Genomic DNA, 24,237 nt, shown 5'->3' with positions numbered 1-24,237 from the left:
ATGAGAAGTGACATGATTAAAAAAGGTTTTGATAAAGCACCGCACCGTAGTTTATTAAAAGCAACTGGTTTGAAAGATGAAGATTTTGATAAACCTTTCATAGCGATTTGTAATTCTTTTATTGAAATTATTCCAGGGCATAAACACTTGAACGAGTTTGGGAAACTTGTAAAAGAGGCAGTTCGCGCGGCAGGTATGGTACCATTCGAATTCAATACAATTGGAGTTGACGATGGTATTGCGATGGGACATATCGGTATGCGTTATTCTCTTCCAAGTCGTGAAATTATTGCAGATTCAGTAGAAACGGTTGTAAATGCACACTGGTTTGACGGCATGATTTGTATCCCAAACTGTGACAAAATTACACCAGGTATGATGATGGCTGCACTACGTATTAATATTCCGACTGTGTTTGTTTCAGGCGGCCCGATGGCAGCAGGAAAAACATCTAAAGGGGAAGTTGTTGATCTGAGTTCCGTTTTTGAAGGAGTAGGAGCTTATCAATCTGGGAAAATTTCAGAAGAAGAATTAAAAGATATTGAAGATCATGGCTGTCCATCTTGTGGCTCTTGTTCGGGTATGTTTACCGCGAACTCTATGAATTGTTTATGTGAAGTGTTAGGTTTAGCTCTTCCTGGTAACGGGAGTATTTTAGCAATTGATCCAAGACGCGAAGAGTTAATTAAACAAGCAGCAGAGAAATTGAAAATTTTAATTGAAAGAGATATTAAGCCGCGTGATATTGTAACAGAAGAAGCAATTGACGATGCTTTTGCACTTGATATGGCGATGGGCGGATCAACGAATACAGTATTACATACGCTAGCACTCGCACAAGAGGCAGGACTAGATTATGATATGAACCGTATTGATGCAGTTTCAAGACGTGTACCTCATTTATGTAAAGTAAGTCCAGCCTCAAATTGGCATATGGAAGATATTGATCGTGCGGGCGGGATTAGTGCAATTTTGAAAGAGATGAGCCGGAAAGAAGGAGTACTTCATCTTGATCGAATAACTGCTACTGGGCAAACATTAAGAGAAAATATTGCTGAGGCAGAGATTAAAGATAAGGAAGTTATTCACTCTCTCGAAAACCCTCATAGTGAGGAAGGAGGATTGCGTATATTAAAAGGCAACCTTGCGAAAGATGGAGCAGTTATTAAAAGCGGTGCAACAGAAGTAAAGCGTTTTGAAGGACCTTGCGTTATTTTTAATTCACAAGATGAGGCACTTGCTGGCATTATGCTTGGGAAAGTGAAAAAAGGAGATGTAGTTGTCATTCGTTATGAAGGACCAAGAGGTGGCCCTGGTATGCCAGAAATGTTAGCACCAACATCAGCAATTGCTGGAATGGGATTAGGTGCTGAGGTTGCATTATTAACGGATGGACGTTTCTCTGGAGCTTCACGTGGAATTTCAGTAGGACATATTTCACCAGAAGCAGCAGCTGGCGGGATGATTGCACTTCTTGAACAAGGGGATATTGTATGTATTGATGTTGAAGAACGCTTACTAGAAGTAAGAGTGAGTGATGAAGAATTAGATAAGCGTAAAAAAGAATGGAAACGACCAGAACCGAAAGTAAAAACTGGCTGGCTCGGACGTTATGCACAAATGGTAACATCGGCGAATACAGGGGCTGTCCTGAAAATCCCACATTTTGATTGAGCCAATTTAAAAGAGATAAGGATGATATATAATGGTGCAAAAGGTAAAGGAGAGAGTGAAAATTGAAGATATCTTAATGGCTCATAATTGCCTGAAAGATATCGTTATTAAAACACCGTTACAACGTGATACAGTTTTATCTGAGAAATATGATTGTGACGTTTATGTAAAACGAGAAGACTTACAATTAATTCGCTCTTTCAAAATTCGTGGTGCGTACAATTTAATTCAAAGCTTACCGAAAGAAAAATTACAAAACGGTGTTGTTTGCGCAAGTGCTGGTAATCATGCGCAAGGAGTTGCTTATACGTGTAATTTATTGAAGATTACGTCAAAAATATTTATGCCCACAACAACACCGAAACAAAAAGTATCACAAGTACAATTTTTCGGTGGTGATTTCGCAGAGATTGTATTAGTTGGTGATACATTCGATAGCTCTTTCCAAGAAGCACAGCGCTATTGTGAAGAAAATAAGATGACATTTGTTCATCCGTTTGATGATCCGTATGTTGTTGCAGGTCAAGGGACAGTGGCAGTTGAAATTATGCATGATATGGAGAAATCAGTTGATTATATCTTTACAGCAATCGGTGGTGGTGGATTAGCATCAGGAGTTGGTACATATGTAAAAGGTGTTAGTCCTACTACAAAGGTTATTGGTGTAGAGCCAATGGGAGCTGCATCTATGAAAGAGGCTTTTCTTCAAAATGAAAATGTAGCATTGGAGAAAATAGATAGCTTTGTTGATGGGGCAGCTGTTAAAAAAGTAGGAAAGTTAACATTTGAAACTTGTAAAGATGTAATTGACGATATTATTTTAGTACCAGAGGGGAAAGTTTGTACGACGATTTTAGAACTGTATAAGAAAAATGCGATTGTAGCTGAACCGGCTGGTGCACTCTCTATTGCAGCGCTTGATTTATATAGAGATGAAATAAAAGGTAAAACAGTTGTATGTACGCTAAGTGGTGGAAATAATGATATTGATAGAATGCAAGAAATGAAAGAGCGTTCGCTCATTTATGAAGGACTGAAACATTACTTTATCATTGAATTTCCGCAGCGTTCAGGTGCGCTAAGAGAATTTCTTGATAAAGGATTAGGACCAGAAGATGACATTACGCGCTTTGAGTATATTAAGAAACATAATAAAGAAAATGGTCCAGCATTAGTCGGCGTAGAATTAAAACATAAAGAAGATTATGAGCAATTAATTACTCGCTTTAAAGAAAATAATATTCAATTTATGGAACTTAATAAAAACCCTGTTTTGTTTGATTTGCTTATTTAATAGAAGGAAAGAGTTAGAATGTAAATAAAAAAGATAGATACAAGCGAGGGAATATAGTGCTTGTTCTATCTTTTTTATAGTTAAACTAGGTACTCATTAAATTCAAGAAGAATAAAGCTAGCTAACCAAAAGAGTATCGCAATACGAATGATTACATACATTGTAAATTCAAAAGGAGTAAGATTTCTCTCTCGCTTTATTTTTTTAAATAGTCTCACAGAATAAAAGGAACATAAAAGTAGAACTGCTATAGAAATTTTATAAACGTTCTCTAACAAACTTACATTTTCTAATAAGTCTTTCAGCATGTTTATCACCTATTCTGTAAAGTATATTACAGAGAAATAGATTTTGAGCTGTCTAGTTTCGTTTGTTTTTTATTTTCCCTGTATCATCAATTTCTACATCAGTTGAAATTGTTTGTAAATATTGAAGAGCTTTTTTCTTTTCTCCCTCATTTACAGGGGAAACTTGGTTGTTGCGAATGATATAAGGATTGAATGACATTTGGACATCCTTTCCTTTAAAAGTTAAAGTTAATACGCCAGTTTCAGCGCTTTTCCCATTCACATAACTCGGGAATAAAAAGTTACCTAATGAGTAAGCGATAGGAACTTTATTATAATACTCAAACCCTTGTAACCAATGTGGATGGCTTCCGACAATTGCGTTAGCTCCTGCTTCAACCATTTTAGGTACATATTGCTTTTGGTATTCTACCGGACGATTTGATTTTTCAACGCCCCAATGCATATAGACGATTAAATAGTCTGCATCTTGTTTTTGTTCTTTAATTGTTTTTGTTACAAGATTTAAATCATAGCCATTCGCAACGCCAGGTTTATTCTCACCAGCTACCCAATTAGAATCAGGCATAAATCGAACGAAGGAAATAAATTTAAACTTTTTCCCTTTTACGGTCATTTCTCGTGCTGTATATGCATCTTTCGCATTTTTTCCGGCTCCAGTGTAAGGGAACTTTAATTTTTCTACGTGAGAAATCGTATCTAATAATCCATCTTGCCCATAATCAAGTGTGTGGTTATTCCCAATATTTACGATGTCATATCCAGTATTTTTAATAGCTTGTAGTGTAGATGGATCACTTTTAATCCAAAACAGTTGCCCAGGTGCTTTCTTTTCTTTCGTTGTAAATGCCGACTCTAAATTCACAAAAGAAATATCAGCTTTTTTTATTTCTTCTTTTACATGTTGGAATGGGTAATCAGCCCCATTCTTTTCGATTATAGGACGTAATTGCCAATCAAACATTGTATCACCAGAGAAGGTGAGTGTGATTTCTTGGTCTACTATTTTCTTTTCGCTTTTTGAAGCGGTTTTACTAGATTTGTTTTGCAAATCGGGTTTGTCTTTTGCTTTTGAAATAAAAGAGTAATTGATTAATAAAACAATCGGTGTAATGAAAAAGGCTATTAACAAAAATCGTTTTAGTAAAGTTTTCATATATACCTTCCCTTTTAATATTATCCCGCAATTAAATTAACACTGAATCTATTAAAGGTAATTAAAGTTACAAAAAATAGCGGGTTATGTAGTGGAAAACATTTGTTAATATTCTCAATATTAAGTTAACATATAGATAACCTGTAAATCAATGTATAAACCAAAATATAGAAATAAAGAATTCGAAGGGTGAAGAATGAGAAATGGTTATATTAGGAGCAGTTGTAAATGGGATTTGTATTATATTTGGTACTTTACTTGGTAAATTATTTAGTAGGATTCCAGAAAGTATGAAAGGGACGATAATGCACGCAATCGGTTTAGCGGTTAATGTGCTTGGGCTTCAAATGGCATTAAAAAGTGAAAACTTTCTTGTTGTCATACTGAGTTTAGTGATTGGTACGGTAATTGGAGAATGGTTACAATTAGAAGCAAAGTTAAAACATTTAGGGGATTGGCTAGAAAATAAAGTTGGATCGAAAGGGAAAGGTAGCATATCAGAAGGTTTTGTAACAGCTACTTTAATTTTTGCAATTGGCGCGATGGGGATACTTGGTGCACTTGACAGTGGGATTCGCGGAAATCATGATATTTTATTTACAAAGGCGATTATCGATGGATTTATTTCTATTATATTAACGACAACTCTAGGAATTGGCGTAGTATTTTCGGCGATTCCAGTTGTTTTATATGAAGGTGGTATTGCAGTTTTTGCAACACAAATTAATAGTTTTGTCCCGAAAGAATTAATGAACCAATTTATAGTGGAGATGACGGCTACGGGCGGCATTATGATATCTGCTATTGGATTGAACTTGCTTAGTATTATTAAAATCAAGGTGGCAAATTTACTTCCAGGTATATTGGTAGTGGGTGTAATTGTTTCAATTATTTATGGTTACGGTTTAATGGATTATTAACCAACTTCATTTAGTGGGAGTTGGTTTTATTATGAAAAAAATGTGGGATTGTAGTGATTTTCACTAGAAAATAGCGGGTTTTGTAGTAAATCTTACATATAAAGCAAATTACTAAACTTTTTACAAGAAAGGGTGTAGAATGGGTATCTAAAGAAAGAAGGTGTGAAAATGGCCAGCTGGAAACGGAATTTAATGATTTGTTGGCTAGGTTGTTTTACCACTGCAGCCGGTATGAGTTTAGTAATTCCTTTCTTATCTTTTTATATTGAGGAATTAGGAGTAACTGGCACTTCAAGCATTGCACAGTGGTCGGGACTTGCATTTGGTGTAACATTTTTAATGGGTGCGATCGTATCACCAATATGGGGGAAGCTTGGTGATATACATGGACGGAAATTGATGCTTATTCGTGCTAGCCTTGGTATGGCGATTATTATGACGCTTATGGGATTTGTAACGGATGTGTATCAACTAGTCGCACTAAGATTTTTAATGGGAGCAGTATCTGGTTTCCTTTCAACAGCGATGACATTTATTGCAGCAGAAACTCCGAAAGAACATTCAGGTTGGGCGATTTCCACAATTTCAACTGGTGGTGTGAGCGGTTCGTTACTTGGCCCGTTACTTGGAGGTTATTTGTCTGAGTTAATTGGAATGCGTCATGTCTTTCTTGTTACAGGAGCTTTTTTATTCCTTTCCTTTCTCATCGTTTTTTTCTTTCTGCATGAAGAAAATCACTCTGCTCAAGCAAAAAAAACACAGCCGAAAAAAGTATGGACGATGGTCCCAGCGAAGCATTTAATTATTAGTTTATTTGTAACAACATTTATTATTCAACTTGCTAATATGTCAGTTCAACCAATTGTTACATTGTACGTGAAAAATTTAGTAGGTCCTCATACTGCACATATTGAAACAATTGCGGGTGCAGTTATGTCAGCGACAGGATTAGCAGTTATTTTGGCAGCACCAAGACTAGGAAGATTATCAGATCATATCGGTCCTCAAAAAACGTTAGTTGTAGCGTTATTTGCAGCAGGAATTATTTTTATCCCGCAAGCATTTGTAACCTCAGCTTGGCAACTATTAATTCTTCGATTTTTATTAGGTATCGCACAAGCAGGATTATTGCCTTCCGTACAAACTCTACTAAAACAACATACACCAACCCATGTTACGGGACGAATATTTGGATATAATCAGTCGTTTCAGTTTTTAGGAAATATGATTGGGCCAGTGCTCGGGGGACAAATTGCAGCGCATGCAGGCTTCCAATATGTTTTCCTCTCTACATCATCACTATTATTTATTGCGTGTATTTGGGTTTATTTTCATAATAAGAACGAAGAAGTATCAGAGAAACAACGTTTGGAAGTTAGTTAACTAAGTGAATGAAAAAGAAAAAGGATGAAGCAACATGTGCTTCATCCTTTTTCTTTAAAATCGAAGACAGAGATAACTTAATGTACCAAGCTCATAACTACGGTGAATGACTTCACCGCTATTCTCGCCACTTCCCATTGCAATAAACAAAGGAACAAAATGCTCTGCTCTTGGTACGGCTAATTGTGCATGAGGAGCATTATTCTCCCAATTAAACAATGCATCTTTATCGTTATTCTGCATATGTTTAATAATCCAATCATCAAATTCAATTGCCCATTTTTCAGGTGTAGTTTGATTCCATTTCAGTGCTCGTAAATTATGAACGGTAACGCCACTACCGATTACTAAAATATCTTCTTGTCCGAGTCCTTTAAGTGCGTCTCCAATTTCAAATTGTTCTTTTGCAGAAAGGAATGGATTTACTGATATTTGCACGACAGGAATATTTGCTTCTGGATACATGCGGTGCAGGAGTGTCCATGAACCATGATCTAAACCTCTGGTCATATTATGATGGACTGGAATACCTTTGTTTCTAAATTTTGTTTCTAACATAGATGCAATGCTAGAAGAGCCTTTCGCACGATATTTGATTTCGTATAACTCAGGGGGGAAACCTCCAAAATCATAAATTGTTTCATATTCGTTATCTGATGAGGAAATCGTTAATACTTCAGTTTCCCAGTGAGCAGTGAAAATAACAATTGCTTTCGGTTTATATGTTTCTCCAAGTGTTTTTAAAAATCGTGTATAGTCTGTATCTTGAATAGCGAGCATAGGCGAACCATGTGCTAAAAATAGTGATGGCATCATAATAGTAGAAACCTCCTAAAAATTATATAATTACTTTATGTAAGTAACTATATAATTTTATTTTTGGTTCGTCAAGAGATTAGTTTGAAAGCAAGTCTGAAAAATACATCATTTGTCATAATGAAAGCAATTACATATAATATAAAATAAGAAAAGTGAATGGATATTCATTTTTCTTAAAGGTATACATAATAAATTTGGGGGCTGACGAAATGAATGTACAGGAAAGTTTCGTTACGGCATTGGATGAATCGGAAATTTATTTGCGTAAATGGTTACCAGAAGGAGATCCGAGAGGAATTATTCAGATTGCACATGGCATGACAGAGCATGCAGGGGTGTATACAGAATTTGTAGATGCTTTATTGGAAGCAGGTTATGGTGTTTATGCGCATGATCATAAAGGACATGGGAAAACAGTAAAAAAAGAAGAAGATTATGGTCATTTTGAACCAAATATAGGGTGGAATCAAGTTGTATCGGATGTTATCTTTGTTTCAGAAAGGATAAAAGAAGAACAGTCAAGTCCTTTGTTTTTACTTGGACATAGTATGGGTTCTTTTTTATCAAGACGTGCTGTACAACTTAGGGGTGAACTATATGATGGATTTCTAATTTCAGGAACAGGTGGAAATCCAGGGCTTTTAGGAGCTATTGGTCATAAAGTAGCAACAATCGAAATGAAATTGCGCGGGGCAAAAACGAAAAGTCCAATGTTAAACTTTTTATCTTTTGGAAACTTCAATTCGAACTTTAAGCCAAATCGTACAAAATTTGATTGGTTATCTTCAGATAATAATCAAGTTGATAAATATATTGCGGATCCGTTATGTGGTTTCATTTGTACGACGAGTTTTTACCGAGAATTATTTTCTGGAGTATTAGAAGTAAATAAACTAGAAGAATACAAGAAGACGCCAAAGAATCTTCCAATACATATATTCTCTGGTGATCGTGATCCTGTTGGCGATATGGGGAAAGGTGTAAAAGAAGTATATGAAAACTATAAAAAATGTGGTGTGAAAGACGTGACACTACGTTTATATGAAAATGGTAGACATGAAATGTTTCATGAAGTAAATAAGGATGAAGTATTTAAAGATTTAATTTCGTGGTTAGATGCGCATAATAAATAATCCCAAACTGTTTGTAGTTTGGGATTATTTATTATACAGAAATAGGGGCAATAAATTCTTAAATTCACTTTACTTAATAAAAAATAAATCTTATTCTATAGTCGTTCAAAAAATAAAGAAATATTGTATGAGAGGAAACCTCACTTTTCTGAAGTGAGGTTTTTTGTAGTAACGAAGTAATAGTGAATAAAACTAATTTTAAAAGTAACTTAAAATCAAACTTTTTATAAAGCAACAGATGCCTGTTCATAATAGTAGTATAATAGTGAATGAGGTGTTAATAGAATGGAAGATAGAACGTTAGGTTTATTACTAGATGTTGTTGGGGAATTATTTTCAGATGAAATTTCAATTGCTGTTTCGAATACGAAAGAATATATTTACTATCGGCCAAGTAAACGAATTGATTTAAAGATTAGTGTCGGGGATCCTATAAAGGAAGGAACGATTGCTCATAAAGCGATGGTGATGAATCAAAAAACCTCTGAGTTTATTAATCGGGATGTTTTTGGTATTCCTTATCATGGAATGGCTGTACCATTTTCAAACAATGGAAAGCTTGAAGGGTGCGTAACGGCAATTTATCCAGCTTTAACGGATGGAAAGTCAGTTGTTACTTTAAAAACAACAGACGGCTGGATTCCGGTTCCTTTTTCAAAGGTTATGTATTTAGAGGCTAAAGATAAAAAGACGTATGTGAATTCAGAAGAGTTATCAGGAACACATAAATACTCTCTGCAAGAATTCGAATACTTGCTTCCGAAAGATTCATTTATTAGATGTCACCGTTCGTTTATTGTAAATGTTAATCATATTAAAGCGATTTATCCTGATACCCATTCTACTTTTGTACTTTCAATGGATAATGGTGAGAGAGTACCAGTTAGTCAATCATACGCTAGTTATTTCCGTAAACTTCTAGGATTCTAAATTTTTCTGCTTTAGAACCTAGATTTGCTGTTCTGTCTGAATTTTCGGCATTGTATACTAAAATCCCTATTTTGATAGTGTTAATGTGTAAAATAATTATGAATATTCAATGAGAGAGGGATTACATATGGAGAACAATTTAGATAGAATCAGAGATCAACGTCTAAAAGATCGGGTAGTTACACCTGAAGAAGCAGCTTACTGGATTCAAAGTGGAATGACTTTAGGCTTAAGTGGGTTTACACGTGCAGGTGATGTAAAAGCAGTCCCATTTGCGCTTGTAAACCGAGTTAAGAATGATGAATCTTTTAAAGTAAATGTTTATACTGGGGCTTCTTTAGGATCGGATGTAGACAAATTATTTGCTGAGGCAGGAATTTTAGGGAAAAGATTACCTTTCCAAGCTGACGCGACTATGCGAAAAGGAATTAATAACGGAGACTTTTTATTTGTGGATCAACACTTGTCTCATACAGCAGAGTTACTCCGTGCTGACGTTCTGGATATAGATTTCGCCATTTTGGAAGCGGTTGCGATTACAGAGGACGGAATGATTATTCCAACCACTTCAATTGGAAATTCCTTAGCGTTTTCCTTAAATGCTAAGTCTATTATTATTGAAATGAATATGGCTCAATCCGCGCAATTAGAGGGGCTACATGATCTATATGAACCAGGTAAACAAGGGGAGAGGCTTCCAATTCCGCTTGTGAAAACAGATGACCGAATTGGAACAATCGGTATTCCAATTGATCCTGAAAAAGTAAAGGGAATTGTGTTTACGAATCAATTGGATTCGCCATCGACAATTGTTCCTCCGGATGAAGAAACTGTTATTATGGCACAGCATTTAATAGAATTCCTTCGAGAAGAAGTCAAAGTAGGCCGATTAACAAATCGTTTAGCGCCGTTACAATCAGGAATTGGTTCAGTGGCTAACGCCGTATTGCATGGAATGTTAGATTCAGAATTTGAAGATTTAGAAGTATATTCCGAGGTTTTACAAGATGCAGTTTTTGATCTTATGGATGCTGGAAAAGTCAATTTTGCTTCTTGTTGTTCTATCACGCTTTCTGAAGAGAAAATGCAACAAGTATTTTCTAACTTTGAAAAATATCGTGACAAATTAATGATGCGTCCACAAGAGATTTCCAATCATCCTGAAATTATTCGTCGCCTTGGATTAATCTCAATTAATACTGCATTAGAATTAGATATATACGGAAATGTTAACTCTACTCACGTTTTAGGTACAAAAATGATGAATGGTATTGGTGGGTCTGGTGATTTTGCAAGAAATGCTCGCTTAGCTATCTTTGTTACTAAATCGATTGCGAAAGGTGGTAACATTTCAAGCATCGTTCCTTTCGTTTCTCATGTAGACCATACTGAACATGATGTAGATGTTATCGTCACTGAACAGGGGTATGCTGACTTAAGGGGACTTGCGCCAAGAGAAAGAGTGGAACTTATTATTGAGAATTGCGTACATCCAATGTATCGTGCCCAGCTACGAGCTTATTACGAAGAAGCAAAAATAAGAGGTGGACAAACTCCTCATATTTTAGAAAAAGCTTTTTCTTGGCATACGAACTATGCTAAAAATGGAACAATGCTTGAAGCGGTAGTAGAAACTGTATAGGTTTGTATCGTAAGAAATAGTAAAACGAATGAGTGAGCTTGAAGATTAAATTTTAGAAAAAGAGAACGCCAACTTTTAGGGATGGCGTTCTTTTTCTTTAAAAAAATTGTTGAAAATCGTACTGATTATAATAAAGATTTATAAAATTAATTTCTAATTTATGGAAATTAAAGGTTTTTTTGAAGTGCTTTCCGAATCAATTTAGTAGTGTACATATTGAAAGTGAGGAAAAAGAATCATGAAGATAAGAGAAGCATTATTAAGTGAAGCAAATGAATTAAGTGAACTCGCACTACATTCAAAAGCAACGTGGAATTATAGTGAAGAATTCATACTTGCTTGTAAGGAAGATTTAACAATTACGGAAGAGTACATAAAAAATAATTTTGTATATGTTTTAGAAAACGATAATGCGAAGATTGGTTTTTTCTCATTTTTACGTAATGATAAAGCTCTCGATTTCTTGTACATTCATCCTCATTACAAAGGAAAAGGTTACGGGAAAATACTTTGGGAGTATGTAATAGAAAAAGCCAATGAACTAGGATTAAAAAGTTTTACAATTGATAGTGATCCGAATGCAAAAGGATATTACTTGAAAATGGGAGCACAGTTAATAGGAGAGACACCATCAACTGTCTTTAAGGGTCGTGTACTGCCTCTTTTGAAATATGATGTGTAAAACTATTAATAGTAGGGGAAGATTAGAATGGATGATGTAAAGGAAAAAAGAATATATGAAGCACTAATAAAATCGTGGTCGATTGAAACGAGTTCAAAGTGGACAATTGAAAACCCAGCAAAGGGACAATGTGGTGTTACAGCTCTTGTCGTTCAAGACATATACGGAGGAGAAATTAAAAAGACAAAAGTAAGAGAGGTATGGCACTTTTATAACTTTATAGATGGGCAGAGATTTGATTTTACAGAGTCTCAATTCAATGGGAAATTGAATTATATGGATGAAAAGTCAAATCGGGAAGAAGCATTTGCAGATACAAATGAAAAACAATATAGCATTTTGAAGGGAAAAATAACGAAAGAATTAAAATTATCTTTTGACTCTTAATCTTTAATAAGTTACTATAATGGTGGTAACTTATTAAAGGGAACTTCATAGAGTTGAAAGGGGAAATACTTTTGAAAACAACTTATGTAAACGCTACAATTGTAACGATGAATGAACAAAACGAAGTGATAGAAAATGGATATATCATTGTAGAAAATGATCAAATTATAGATGTAAAGAGCGGAGAATTTGCAAATGATTTTGAAGTAGATGAAGTAATTGACATGAAAGGAAAGTGGGTTTTACCAGGGCTTGTAAATACACATACACACGTTGTAATGAGTCTCCTAAGAGGTATTGGAGATGATATGTTATTACAGCCATGGCTTGAGACGAGAATTTGGCCACTGGAAAGTCAATTTACTCCCCAAATTGCGGTCGCTAGTACGGAATTAGGATTACTTGAGATGGTAAAAAGTGGTACAACATCATTCTCTGACATGTTTAATCCAATTGGAGTAGATCAAGACGCAATTATGGAAACGGTATCAAGGAGCGGGATGCGAGCTGCTGTTTCAAGGACTTTATTTAGCTTCGGAACGAAAGACGATGAAAAGAAAGCGATTGAAGAAGCTGAGAAATATGTGAAGCGTTATTATAAAGAAAGTGGCATGTTAACTACGATGGTTGCACCACATAGTCCATATACATGTAGTACAGAATTGTTAGAAGAGTGTGCTCGTATTGCAGTAGAGAATCAAACAATGGTTCATATCCACCTTTCTGAAACAGAGCGTGAAGTACGTGATATTGAAGCACAGTACGGAAAACGTCCAGTAGAATATGCAGCGAGCTGCGGATTGTTTAAACGCCCAACAGTTATTGCACACGGTGTAGTATTAAATGATGATGAGCGTGCATTTTTAGCAGAACATGATGTTCGAGTAGCTCATAATCCGAATAGTAATTTAAAACTAGGTTCTGGTATAGCGAATGTAAAAGCGATGCTAGAAGCAGGAATAAAAGTAGGAATTGCAACAGATAGTGTTGCATCTAACAATAATTTAGACATGTTTGAAGAAATGCGCATAGCGACTTTATTACAAAAAGGTATTCACCAAGATGCAACAGCATTACCAGTTGAAACAGCTCTTTCTCTTGCGACAAAAGGAGCTGCGGAAGTAATCGGGATGAAACAAACAGGGTCACTAGAAGCTGGTAAGTGTGCTGATTTTATTACGATTGACCCGTCTAACAAGCCGCATCTACAACCAGCAGATGAAGTGTTATCACACCTTGTATATGCTGCGAGTGGTAAAGATATAAGCGATGTAATTATTAACGGAAAACGTGTCGTTTGGAATGGTGAATGTAAAACGTTAGATGAAGAGCGTATTATATTTGAAGCAAGTCGTTATAAACGAGGTTTACAAAGATAACTTTTTTAGGCTGTGGAGAGAATCTTCTCCACAGCCTATTTCTAATTTGTAAACCTCACTATATTTTTTAAAACTTTGCAACAGAAGTGATAATGCTAACACTACCCAAAAAATTAGATGTTGACGCTAGTTTTAGAGTACATTGATAGTTAGGACATGTATTTATTTTTGGTTTTTAATAAACTTATTGTATTATTGTGTATTAAATGAACTATTAAGGCGATTAAAGGTAAAGCAGCTCCAATGAGTAAAGTTACTTCACTATTAAATTTATAGTAAGTATAACTTCCAATCCATGAACCAAAGGCTCCTCCCAAAAAGAAAATAGTCATATATAATCCATTAAGTCTGTTTCTTATCTCGGGATTCAAACCAAAGATAATTTTTTGACCTAATAATAAATTTCCTGCTACACCAATATCAATGCAGATACCTGAGATAAGAATTAAAATTATGCTAAATAGTGAATGATCTTGAACAAAGAATAATAGTACGATCGATAATAGTACGAGTGCCATTGATACATTAGTCATTGTAAAAATATAACCTTTATCTGCTATTTTACCAATAGTAGGAGTTAATAAAGCTCCAGCAATTGCAACAAAGCCAAATAATGCAATTTCATTATTTGAAAAATGTAATGGCTCTGATCTTAATAAAATTGGAATAGCTGTCCAATAAAGGCTAAATGCAGCAAATAAACATGCGTGATAAAAAGCTCTTTGTTGTAAAGGAGAAGTATTTATTAGTAGCTTTACCATAGAAGTTATTAAATTTGGATATGTCATGTTACTAGTTGAGATAACTTCATAGTTGGGTAAAAATTTTAGAATTAACAGTAATACGGTAACTAGGGTTATTAATGAAAAAAGAAATACCATTCTCCAGCCAAACCACTCTGTTATTCCGATAGATAATGGGCGAGCAATCATAATCCCAATCAATAAACCACTCATCACTTTACCCACATATTTACCTGCCTCTTCAATTGGCACGATTCTCATTGTTAGTGGAACTAACATTTGAGCTGCACAGGCCCCAATGCCAATTATAGTTGTTAATAGTAAAAAAATAATTCCGTTTGTCGAAATTAGCGTACCAATTAATGAAAAAATAGTTAGCCCGATAAGAATTCCTATTATTTTCTTACTTTTCAATAAGTCAGCGATCGGTACGATAAAAAATAACCCCAATCCATACCCAATTTGTGTCAAAGTAGTGAGCAATCCAGATAAATCAGAAGAAATGTTCAGATCTTTTGCAATGAATTGTACAATTGGTTGTGCATAATAAATATTTGCAGCAAGTGAACCACAACTAATTGCTAAAATAAATATTAGAAAATTTGTCTTTTTAGTCAATTTTATCATTCCTTTCTTTTTGGAACGTTCATTCCGAAATCATTAAAAAAGAAAGACTATAGGTCTGCAATAGTCTTATCTACTAGATGATAGGCTGAATTTTTCTCTTTTTTATATTTAGACATTACATTCAAACTATGATTTAAACTTAATAAAGAATATGCAACTAATTCAGTATCAACCTCTTGTGAAATTTCTCCTTTCTTTTTTCCTTCTTCGATAACTTGCTTAAATACTTTTTCAAGTTCATTAAAATCATTTATGAGTATTTCTTCTATGGCAGGGTCAATTTGTCCAATAAGCAGTGAAGAATTAGTTATCATACAACCTTTTGGAATTTCACCTGAATAACATTTTTCAATATGTTGATAAAAAAAGGATTTAAGTGATGCTTTTGTGTTTATACCACTAAAAAGTAAATTTCTCTTTTGAGAGCCATAATTTTTATAATGTTCCAAAACTAGTTTAAATAGTGCATCCTTATCTCCAAAGCTATCGTAGAGAGTAGATCGACTTATACCCATCGTTTCAATAAGATCTGATATATATGTAGCATCATAACCTTTTTCCCAGAATAAATGCATAGCTTTATTTAAAGCGTGTTCTTTGTTAAAATTAATACTTCTACCCAATTTATAACACCTCCATTCATGTAACTTAGTATAAATATTCCGGAACGATAAGTCCAGAATATTCGTCTTAATTTCCGAAAGTTTCGTAAAATATCCGTAAATGTTAATTTGGTATTGTGGTATTTAGATGCTATAAAATAGAAAGTATGTATTGAAGCGACAATTAAATTCGATTTTATTGAGGAAAAGTTAAGCTCCTATTAGTTTATATGTTTTTTTCGTTAAAAATCGAAAAGATTCCAAGGTAATCCATATCCTTTTAAAAGGATAGTTTTTTTCTTGAACGAATAAATATTCAAAAGAATGTCGCATCTTTCTGTTAGTATTTCTGCTATAATATATTACGCTTTATAATATTTTATATTTAAGGAGAACAACTCATGAAGCGAAAAAAGAGCCATTTAATGGTAATGGCACTTGTTACATCTTTATTATTAACAGCTTGTAATAATAAAGCGGATAAAAGTGACATAGAGGTTAAAAAACAAGTGTTAAATGTAACAGTATCAGAAGAAATTCCTTCTCTGGACACTGTGAAAACAACAGATGGTACATCAGCACACATTATGCAGAATATATTTGAAGGGTTATATGTATTAAACGATCAAGATCAGCCTACTCCAGCCATAGCAAAATCGTTTAAAAGAAGTGAAGATGGTAAGAAATATACATTTGACTTGCGTAAAGATGCAAAATGGTCAAATGGGGATAATGTAACAGCAAATGATTTTATATTTGCTTGGAAACGTGCAATTAACCCTGAAACAGCCTCTCAATATGCGTCCATGCTCTTTTATGTAAAAAATGCGAAAGAGATCAATAAGGGAACAATGCCTCTTGATGCACTTGGGGTTAAAGCGATAAATAATTATACGTTAGAAGTTGAACTCGAACAGTCAATTCCGTATTTTTTACAGTTGTTAGCACTACCTATATACTTACCACAGCATGAATCATTTTTGAAAGAACAAGGAAACAATTATGCATTGGAACCTAGTAATCTCATATATAACGGTCCATTTGTATTAGAAAAATGGAAGCATGAACAAGAGTTTCAATTAAAGAAGAATGCTACATATTGGGATCGAAAGAAAGTGAAATTAGACGAAATAAACTTTCATATCGTAAAGGATACAATGACAGCTGTAAATTTATATGAAGCCGGAGATTTAGATCGAGTACCTATTAATTCGCAAGTTGTAGACAAGTATAAAGGGAATAAGGAATTACATATGTCGAGTGATCCTGGAATTGCTATGCTTCGTTTTAATGAAAAAAATAACGCGTTAGCAAATAAAAAGGTGCGTCAATCTATTTCATTAGCGTTAAATAAAGATGATTTCGTTGCTCACTTTATTAATAACGGAGCAAAACCTGCAAGTGGACTTGTACCAGTTGGTCATGTAAATGAAGTGACTGGTAAAGATTTTAGAAAAGAAAATGGAGATATTTCCTCATATGATTTGCAAAATGCGAAAAAACTTTGGGAAGAAGCGAAAAAAGAGCTTGGGGTAGAACAAGTAAACCTAGAGTTCTTAACGTTCGAACAAGATAACGCAATACGTATGGCAGAATATATAAAAGGTGATTTAGAGAAGAATTTGCAAGGGTTAACGATACAAATTAAACAACAGCCATTTAAGCAAAAATTACAGTTAGAACAAATAGGTGATTACGATATAACTATGGCAAATTGGGGACCTGACTATAAAGACCCAATTAGTTATTTAGAGTTATTTACGACAGGGAATCCGAATAATAAAATGAATTATTCTAATGTTCGTTACGATGAATTAATAAAGAAAGCGAAAACGGATTTTGTACTAGATACGGAAAAACGATGGGAAGCGTTGCGAGAAGCCGAGCAGGTATTATTAGAAGATGCTGCGGTGGCGCCGCTTTATCATATTGGCTCAGCATATGTACAAAAGGATTATGTAAAAGGAATTGAAAAGCATCAATTTGGTGGTATTTATACTTATAAGAATGCTTATATTGCTAATGAATAAATACAAAAAACCTTACTTTTTAAAAGTAAGGTTTTTTTTACAGGGGGCAGGGAAATCCTTTGGTGGTGTTCCCTGCATATAAAGAAGATAAATGCAAAATTGTAGGTACACATTCATAAGAAGTTGCAACAAATAAGATTGAGCAGTTTGTTTAAGTAAAAAGAAGAATAGAAATATAGCATACAAGGAATAAGGAAATGTAGTACAGATCAGCATACAAACATTCTTTTTCTGTAACTATGTTTGTTTTTAATTATATAAAAAAAATATTAGATTATATATTTTGTCCTTGGTATACTTAAAAGGTAATTTGGGGTATTAAGATGATTTGATAGAGGTGTTTGTGTGGAATTATTTGAGTATTATAAAAAAAGGGGACGGTTTAAGTGTTTAATTGGGACAGGGATTTTTCTCTTTGGATTATATTGTCTGTATAATAGTTGGAGTGATGTTAATTGGGGAGAAATAATATTTATGGTTATAGCTTCGTTTGTTTTTGGGGGAATTGGATTTTGGCAATTAAGAAAAGGGAATTTATTAAAAGAGAATATAGCTAAAAATGATTTGAAGTTTTGGGATATTGATACTTATGTTTTACTAGAATTACCTCAAAATAATAAACATTACGGTTTATATACTCCCGATGGCGCCTATATAGTAGGAACAACTATAGTTCCAACTGATATAATTTCTTCAAAATTACCTTTTTTAAAAAACAAGCAAGTTGTTGGATTGGAAGCAAAGGATGGGGAAATTCTTGCATATTTTCATAGTGAAGTTGAAAACTATGATTGGGCTATTTATGACTCAAATTATAATTGTGTAGGGATGTTTAAAGAAAATATGATACAAGGATTTGGAATGGTACGTGGTTCTTTAATGAATGAAAAAGAGATGAAAATTTGTGAAGTAGAAGTTGAATTTGATTTTTTCGAAACTTCTTTTCGGACAATGGATAACCGGATATTAATAAACTGTAAAAGAGGATATATGCCTTTGGAATGGAGCGAAAGATTCGGATTAAATGTACCTATTATTAAATTAGGTAATAATATTTCTAATGCTGAAAAGATATTTGGTTTAGGGATTCTTTTCTACATTTTAGAAACAATTAAAGTAAGAAAAAGTAGGGTTTTTAATGATTAGGATTAAAAATTTGTGTGATGAAATTTTTTGAATGCGTTATTGGGATAGGGGGATATCCATGGGGAATATACAAGTTAGACCGGAAGAATTGAGAAGAATTGCAAAGAATTTTAAATATGCTAGTAATATAGAATCAGATCGTCATTTTAAAATTCAAGGGGAATTATTAAAGCTTCAAATGAGATGGGTTGGTGCTTCCAGTTTAAGTTTTTATAATGATCTACCTAGAATGAATAAAGCACATGAATCTTTTCTTAATATTATAAAGCAAATAGAAGATGAATTACTTCGTATAGCAGAGAAATTTGAAAAAGCTGATATGGAATACTCGTCTAAAAACTCTAAAAATGATTCACTTTTGATGAATTCAAAGTCAGCAGTTGAAGCGGGAGCTGGAGTAGTTGTAAAAGGAATTGGTTATGTAATTAATGGTGAAAAATATGAAAAATCACTTGTAGATGAAAAGGGAACTGGTGGTCTATTTATTAAGGGGCTTACAGTTGAAGCTGAGCCATTTGTAAGTTCTCGTACTTATGATAAATTTGATGTGAAAGATAAAAACAAGAGGGAACAAACTTTTGGACCAATGGCTGGTTTTACGGTAGCTCAAGCTGGAATAGAACTAGAGAATATTAAAGGATCTAATGTGGGAGCTGAAGCTAAAGTAGCACTTGCTACTGCAGAGTTAGGTGCTCATGTAGAAAATGGGAATTTACATATAGGAGCTGAAGCTACTCTGGTAAAATATGAGAGTGCTATAAAAATCCCACTTCCATTTTCTGATAAAAAATTACAAATTGGAGGATCGGCGTCACTTGGGACAGTCGGGGGATCTTTAGAAGCTGGAAAAAGTGGAGTGAAATTCCATGTACCATTTGGTCCTGGTGTAGGTTTATGGGGATTTGGTGGAGAATTTGCTATTAAAGAATAAAGGGGAAAATTAGTATGAATAAGAAAGTGAAAATTTTAAAATATTTTATGGTTATATTAGCTTGCATTGCAATTTTTGGGACAGTTTTACCTAATGCATTAGATCCAAATGAATCATTAGCAGGGAAAATTTCAATTGCAACTTTCGGTACAATTGGAGCTTGTTTACTATTCTCTATTATGTATTTTATTGTAAAAAAAGCTATTTTAAGAGGTGGGAAATAAGATGGGACAAAATTTAGAGTTAGAATTACTTCCAATAGGTTCTGTTGTAATGTTTAAAGATTGGGAACATCCATTAATGGTTTATGGAAGAAGACAAATGGATTCTGAAACAAAAACAACATGGGATTATGTATGTTGTTATTTCCCTCATGGTAATATTTCTTCAGAGTACAATTTCTTCTTGAATCATGAAGATATTTCTAGTGTGTTACATCTTGGTTTTATTAATGAAACAGAATTAGAGTTTCAAAAATTATTTAAAAAAGAAATTGAAGAAAAGCAGTGATTCTTTTTAGGTGTTGGTGTTTTTGAAATAGTTAAAGAATGGATTTTAATTCTCATATACATAAAAAAAGGGGAATTTCTATGAAATCATTACGTTTATTTATGATTCTCACTCTTGTTGTATTGTTAAGTGCGTGCAATACAGCAACACAAGTTACAAAGGTTCAAAAAAATGGCGAAACGACTTTGAAAATTGGTTCTCTGCAAGGGTATTACGATGTACAAACGCTTAAAGCTGAAAAAGGAAATGTGGAAATCCCTTATGAAGCAGCTGTTGAAGAAGGTACAATTTTATTACAAGTTACAAAAGATGATAAGGTTATTTATGAAGAAGAAATCACTTCTCAAAAAGAAGGTTTGCTTTCTTTTGAAGCTCCAAAATCCGGATCATATGATTTAATTGTACGCGTGAAGGGTGAAAAAGAGAAAGCAAAAGAAATTCAAATACATACTAAGCTATGAAAAAATGGCAAGTGGAGTGCACCCGCTTGCCTTTTCCATTTTCAGTTGATTCTGTTAAAACAAATGAAGTTAAAATAAGAGATGAACAAAAGAATATGTTACAACCTTGGCATGTTAGTAACGAAATTGATATCTCTCTTTTACATGATAAAAAGACTGGGTTTGATGCATTTTTATTCGAAAGAGATGTAGATGGTAAAAAGCAAGTAGTAGTATTTAGGGGGAGGGACATAAGGTGATGCTCTTTTTGGAGAAGGTGTCCCAGACTTTACTACAGATATTGATTATATATGGAGGGAAATAAGTTGAAAAGCATTGAAGTTCTAAATACATACATTGAAGGGATTTCTGTTGCAATCCCTACGTGGTTAAAACATCTAATTGAGGCAGAGGAGATACATCAAAACTATGAGAATGTACAAGCACTTGGTGCATTAAAAACAGATGCAGTGTTGTACTATGTACACCGTACGCTGCAAGTGCTAGATGGATTGCCTTTAGCTGAAGAAGCGTATCATATTATTGAAAAGGTACTAACGTATAGTGAACTTGCAAAGGTAGGATCTTTAAAACAGCGGGAGCAATGGAAGAAAAAAGGGATTAATCTATTGGTACATAATGAGGGTTCTGCTGATATCTTTAGTGACATTCAGTTTATTGAACGTGTAGAGACAAACTTAAACGCTATTGAATATTTGTTTATTCGAGATTTAATTAGAACACATGGATTAATCGGGCAGTATATCCGCGGAGAGGCTCGTTTGGACTCCCATATTGATTTAATTAACACATATAAAGAAGAATACGGAGACGTTAGGTTAAAGGAGATTCTATACTATCTTAACCAATGCATTATTGAGGGCGTATCAAAAGCTTTGTGGAGTGAAGTGAAGAACGATGTGAAGATTACAATTGATGGTTTGTTTGATGGTTATATGGAACCATTTACTTCTCGCATACATAGACTCACGCCAAAACATAAGGAGTCAGCATTTGAAAAAGATATAATTATGGGGAGCGAGAAGAGTGACGTTCAAACATTCTTATTTGATAAGGATTTATGGTATGTAGAACCGTCTATGCATGCTCTTAGCTTTGAGGATATTTGGACAGTTTTTGTTATGTTAAAGAATGAGATAGGCACTAGAAAAGTTCAGCATATACATTTCGAGAAATTGATGCAACAGCTGCATTATGATTTTAAAGGCGAAAAAAAGGACAACGTGTATCGTAAGCGGGTTATTGAGAAGTATCTACGGGAGTACCGTGAGAACGAGAAACCGAATACAACGCATGTTTCTTTTAAGGTTAAAGTCGATGAAGATATGAAGACTGCGTATGTGTCGTTTCAGTTTTCTGCTGTAGGTGAGGCGTTAATTACCTTCTGTGTAGAGGCAGAAAAGATAGATATGATGCATGCTCGGGCAAATGTGCTGCTGTTTGATTTCTTCGGGTTACGAAAGGATGCATATGATAGATTCCATAACGAAGAAGTGTATTTGGAGCATATGAATAGCTCGGCTGATGATAAACGAATTATTCTTGATTATATAAAGGGAGATACGATTGTAGATGTCGGAGCTGGTGGTGGTGTCATGCTAGACATGATTGAAGAAGAGACCGAGAATAAACGAATCTACGGTATCGATATTTCTGAAAACGTGATTGATACGTTGAAAAAGAAGAAGCAGAACGAAGGGCGTTCTTGGGACGTCATTAAAGGAGATGCAATCAACTTAAGCAGCTCGTTTGAACAAGAATCGGTTGATACGATTGTATATTCTTCTATCCTTCATGAGCTGTTCTCTTATATCGAGTATGAAGGTAAGAAATTCAATCATGAAGTTATTAAAAAGGGGCTGCAGAGTGCCTATAAGGTGTTAAAGCGAGGAGGTCGTATTATCATTCGTGATGGCATCATGACCGAAGATAAAAAGTTAATGCGGTTGATTCGTTTTAAAGATGCAGATGGAATGAAGTTCTTAGAGCAGTATGCCCATGAATTTAAGGGGCGTACAATCCAGTATGAAGTAATTGCAGAAAATACAGTCAAAATGCCTGTTAACGATGCAATGGAGTTCTTATATACATATACTTGGGGCGAGGACTCCTTCGTTCATGAAGTGCAGGAGCAGTTTGGAATCTTTACGCCAAACGATTATAAGGATTTTGTAAAGAGTATCTTTGGAGATAAAGTAAACATCGTTCAAGCTATGAACTATTTGCAGGATGGATATACAAACCATCTTAGCGAGAAAATCGAGTTTACAGATGAGTCTGGGAATGCGGTTGCGCTACCAGATAGTACTTTCTTTATGGTTTTAGAAAAGAGGCAATGATGTTGAAAACCTTTAAAAATATAATTTTAAAAAACTTAATTTAATAATCTTCAGTTAAAGAGCGTGTTTTTAGAGTAATGAAAAATTCCTAATTTCTTAATTTTATACTGAGAAACATATCCAAATAAGGTATTGGTAATTAAAACCGGGAACATTAGAACAACATCGCTAGCTGAAATTTATCGAAACTCCCCTGTGTTTCAAAACCTTCGTAATCCAGATAAGGATAAGGGGAAGTGTGGTATTTTTGAGTTTCGGTATGTTTGTGGGGAATTTCGTTCTAGAGCATATGCGATGACGGGGGATTAAATGGAAAGTGAGCCTTTTGCGTACATATTCCAAAAGCATTGCGAAAACAGAAAAAGAACATAAAAAGGGGCATGAGTAAAAGTTTACTCATAGCCCTTTTTTAATGTTTTATAATGTATAGTACTTAGCATCCTTCATTAAAAATTCACTACCTATATCTAGTGTACTAAAACAAGTTTTTTACACATGAATTCTATTAAATCGATTTTAATAAAGCGTAAAAATTCGTATCATATGGGATATCATTTTGATACATATAATTTTTTAGAACGCCTTCTTTTTCAAAACCTAATTTTAATAATACTTTATTGGAAGCTTCATTTTCAAGAAATACAATTGCTCCAATCCGCTTTAAATGAATCGTATGGAAACCGTATGATATAACCTCAGAAACAGCTTCAGTCGCATATCCTTTTCCCCAGTGTTCAGGCAAAAAGGCATAACTTATATTGGCTCGTTTATGCTCAGAAGACCAATCGTGAAAACCAATGGTACCGATAAGTTCTTTCTTGTCTTTTAATTCGATCCCCCATTTTATACCGCTTCTTGCATTGTAACTCAACTTAAAGTTATGAATGATTTGTTTCACTTGATCAACATCTTGTAACGGTTTTTGGCCATAATAGCGCAGTACATTAGTATTAGAAAAGCATTGTAGTATACGCGGTGCGTAAGTTCTCTTAAAATGAGTCGGTCTGTTTTCAATATAGGAAACATGCTTTCACTCCATTTCTTTTGAAACTAGAATGTGTTGTTATTATATAATCTAGTCTGAAAATAAAGATTATTCAAGAGGGGAGTATGGTTTTAATTTATGATAAAATTGATTGTG

General features: G+C 34.2%; 23 protein-coding genes and 2 pseudogenes. 19 read left to right on the top strand and 6 right to left on the bottom strand.

What is annotated here, in order from left to right; translation table 11 throughout:
* Positions 1-1,674 (top strand): dihydroxy-acid dehydratase, encoded by a 1,674-nt coding sequence (gene ilvD, locus DN400_RS06070; protein ID WP_001255813.1) that lies wholly within the window; start codon positions 1-3, stop codon positions 1,672-1,674.
* Between the two features lie 31 nt (positions 1,675-1,705).
* Positions 1,706-2,968, top strand: a complete 1,263-nt coding sequence (gene ilvA / locus DN400_RS06065; RefSeq protein ID WP_000250319.1) for a threonine ammonia-lyase IlvA — start codon at positions 1,706-1,708, stop codon at positions 2,966-2,968.
* Between the two features lie 80 nt (positions 2,969-3,048).
* Here ilvA and DN400_RS06060 read toward each other — a convergent pair whose 3' ends face one another.
* Together DN400_RS06060 and DN400_RS06055 are read right to left on the bottom strand one after the other, a co-directional pair.
* Positions 3,049-3,276, bottom strand: a complete 228-nt coding sequence (locus DN400_RS06060) for a hypothetical protein (protein ID WP_000910229.1) — start codon at positions 3,274-3,276, stop codon at positions 3,049-3,051.
* Positions 3,277-3,328: 52 nt separating this feature from the next.
* Entirely contained in the window at positions 3,329-4,432 is a 1,104-nt protein-coding gene (locus DN400_RS06055) for a CapA family protein (protein ID WP_097853457.1), read from the bottom strand.
* 203 nt (positions 4,433-4,635) lie between these two features.
* Between DN400_RS06055 and DN400_RS06050 the strand changes: the two genes are divergently transcribed.
* Both DN400_RS06050 and DN400_RS06045 read left to right on the top strand, forming a co-directional pair.
* Entirely contained in the window at positions 4,636-5,352 is a 717-nt protein-coding gene (locus DN400_RS06050) for a DUF554 domain-containing protein (RefSeq protein WP_097853458.1), read from the top strand.
* Positions 5,353-5,520: 168 nt separating this feature from the next.
* The gene (locus DN400_RS06045; RefSeq protein ID WP_000179302.1) at positions 5,521-6,735 is read left to right on the top strand and encodes a multidrug efflux MFS transporter; all 1,215 of its coding nucleotides are present in this window, start codon (positions 5,521-5,523) and stop codon (positions 6,733-6,735) included.
* A 54-nt stretch (positions 6,736-6,789) separates the two neighbouring features.
* On the opposite strand, the gene DN400_RS06040 is transcribed toward DN400_RS06045, so the two are convergent.
* Positions 6,790-7,551 (bottom strand): DODA-type extradiol aromatic ring-opening family dioxygenase, encoded by a 762-nt coding sequence (locus tag DN400_RS06040; RefSeq protein ID WP_098907985.1) that lies wholly within the window; start codon positions 7,549-7,551, stop codon positions 6,790-6,792.
* A gap of 212 nt (positions 7,552-7,763) precedes the next feature.
* Here DN400_RS06040 and DN400_RS06035 point away from each other — a divergent pair, with 212 nt between their 5' ends.
* From DN400_RS06035 to DN400_RS06010, 6 genes are all read left to right on the top strand, one after another.
* Positions 7,764-8,687, top strand: coding sequence for an alpha/beta fold hydrolase (locus tag DN400_RS06035; RefSeq protein WP_065228626.1), 924 nt, complete (start codon positions 7,764-7,766; stop codon positions 8,685-8,687).
* A 285-nt stretch (positions 8,688-8,972) separates the two neighbouring features.
* Complete coding sequence (locus DN400_RS06030) at positions 8,973-9,617, top strand: LytTR family DNA-binding domain-containing protein (protein ID WP_000390209.1); 645 nt, start codon at positions 8,973-8,975, stop codon at positions 9,615-9,617.
* 127 nt (positions 9,618-9,744) lie between these two features.
* A complete protein-coding gene (locus DN400_RS06025) occupies positions 9,745-11,259 on the top strand; it encodes an acetyl-CoA hydrolase/transferase family protein (RefSeq protein ID WP_098850720.1) in 1,515 nt (504 codons plus the stop codon).
* A gap of 238 nt (positions 11,260-11,497) precedes the next feature.
* Positions 11,498-11,941, top strand: coding sequence for a GNAT family N-acetyltransferase (locus DN400_RS06020; protein ID WP_000701896.1), 444 nt, complete (start codon positions 11,498-11,500; stop codon positions 11,939-11,941).
* A 27-nt stretch (positions 11,942-11,968) separates the two neighbouring features.
* The gene (locus DN400_RS06015) at positions 11,969-12,328 is read left to right on the top strand and encodes a YunG family protein (RefSeq protein WP_097853459.1); all 360 of its coding nucleotides are present in this window, start codon (positions 11,969-11,971) and stop codon (positions 12,326-12,328) included.
* A gap of 53 nt (positions 12,329-12,381) precedes the next feature.
* On the top strand, positions 12,382-13,707 hold the full coding sequence (locus DN400_RS06010) for a bifunctional S-methyl-5'-thioadenosine deaminase/S-adenosylhomocysteine deaminase (RefSeq protein WP_002153101.1): 1,326 nt from the start codon (positions 12,382-12,384) through the stop codon (positions 13,705-13,707).
* A gap of 149 nt (positions 13,708-13,856) precedes the next feature.
* Here the strand turns inward: DN400_RS06010 and DN400_RS06005 are convergent, their stop codons facing one another.
* Positions 13,857-15,077 carry an MFS transporter gene (locus tag DN400_RS06005; protein WP_080017572.1) on the bottom strand — a complete coding sequence of 407 codons (1,221 nt, stop codon included), beginning with the start codon at positions 15,075-15,077 and terminating at the stop codon, positions 13,857-13,859.
* Between the two features lie 47 nt (positions 15,078-15,124).
* A complete protein-coding gene (locus DN400_RS06000; RefSeq protein ID WP_098907987.1) occupies positions 15,125-15,700 on the bottom strand; it encodes a TetR/AcrR family transcriptional regulator in 576 nt (191 codons plus the stop codon).
* A gap of 380 nt (positions 15,701-16,080) precedes the next feature.
* Between DN400_RS06000 and DN400_RS05995 the strand changes: the two genes are divergently transcribed.
* The 9 genes and pseudogenes from DN400_RS05995 to DN400_RS05955 form a co-directional block, all read left to right on the top strand.
* Positions 16,081-17,709 (top strand): peptide ABC transporter substrate-binding protein, encoded by a 1,629-nt coding sequence (locus DN400_RS05995; protein ID WP_065228631.1) that lies wholly within the window; start codon positions 16,081-16,083, stop codon positions 17,707-17,709.
* Positions 17,710-18,054: 345 nt separating this feature from the next.
* Positions 18,055-18,855 (top strand): ABC transporter ATP-binding protein, encoded by an 801-nt coding sequence (locus tag DN400_RS05990; protein WP_139213205.1) that lies wholly within the window; start codon positions 18,055-18,057, stop codon positions 18,853-18,855.
* Between the two features lie 58 nt (positions 18,856-18,913).
* Entirely contained in the window at positions 18,914-19,786 is an 873-nt protein-coding gene (locus DN400_RS05985) for a WXG100 family type VII secretion target (protein WP_023521673.1), read from the top strand.
* A 14-nt stretch (positions 19,787-19,800) separates the two neighbouring features.
* On the top strand, positions 19,801-20,010 hold the full coding sequence (locus DN400_RS05980; RefSeq protein ID WP_001036914.1) for a hypothetical protein: 210 nt from the start codon (positions 19,801-19,803) through the stop codon (positions 20,008-20,010).
* Between the two features lies 1 nt (position 20,011).
* Entirely contained in the window at positions 20,012-20,296 is a 285-nt protein-coding gene (locus DN400_RS05975) for a DUF4176 domain-containing protein (RefSeq protein WP_000531359.1), read from the top strand.
* A gap of 80 nt (positions 20,297-20,376) precedes the next feature.
* Positions 20,377-20,757 (top strand): BA_1872 family lipoprotein, encoded by a 381-nt coding sequence (locus tag DN400_RS05970; RefSeq protein WP_000838921.1) that lies wholly within the window; start codon positions 20,377-20,379, stop codon positions 20,755-20,757.
* Positions 20,758-20,783: 26 nt separating this feature from the next.
* Positions 20,784-20,996, top strand: coding sequence for a hypothetical protein (locus DN400_RS05965; protein ID WP_139213206.1), 213 nt, complete (start codon positions 20,784-20,786; stop codon positions 20,994-20,996).
* 66 nt (positions 20,997-21,062) lie between these two features.
* On the top strand, positions 21,063-23,096 hold the full coding sequence (locus DN400_RS05960) for a class I SAM-dependent methyltransferase (protein WP_139213207.1): 2,034 nt from the start codon (positions 21,063-21,065) through the stop codon (positions 23,094-23,096).
* A 117-nt stretch (positions 23,097-23,213) separates the two neighbouring features.
* Positions 23,214-23,509: pseudogene (locus tag DN400_RS05955) on the top strand (hypothetical protein); the annotation flags it as partial.
* 92 nt (positions 23,510-23,601) lie between these two features.
* Here the strand turns inward: DN400_RS05955 and DN400_RS05950 are convergent.
* Positions 23,602-24,122, bottom strand: a pseudogene (locus DN400_RS05950) (GNAT family N-acetyltransferase).
* Positions 24,123-24,237: the final 115 nt, after the last annotated feature.

This window comes from Bacillus sp. AR8-1 (assembly GCF_008042345.1).
Lineage (GTDB): Bacteria > Bacillota > Bacilli > Bacillales > Bacillaceae_G > Bacillus_A > Bacillus_A cereus.
The sequence above is the reverse complement of the archived record's forward strand: the minus strand, read 5'-3'. Positions and strand labels throughout refer to the sequence as shown.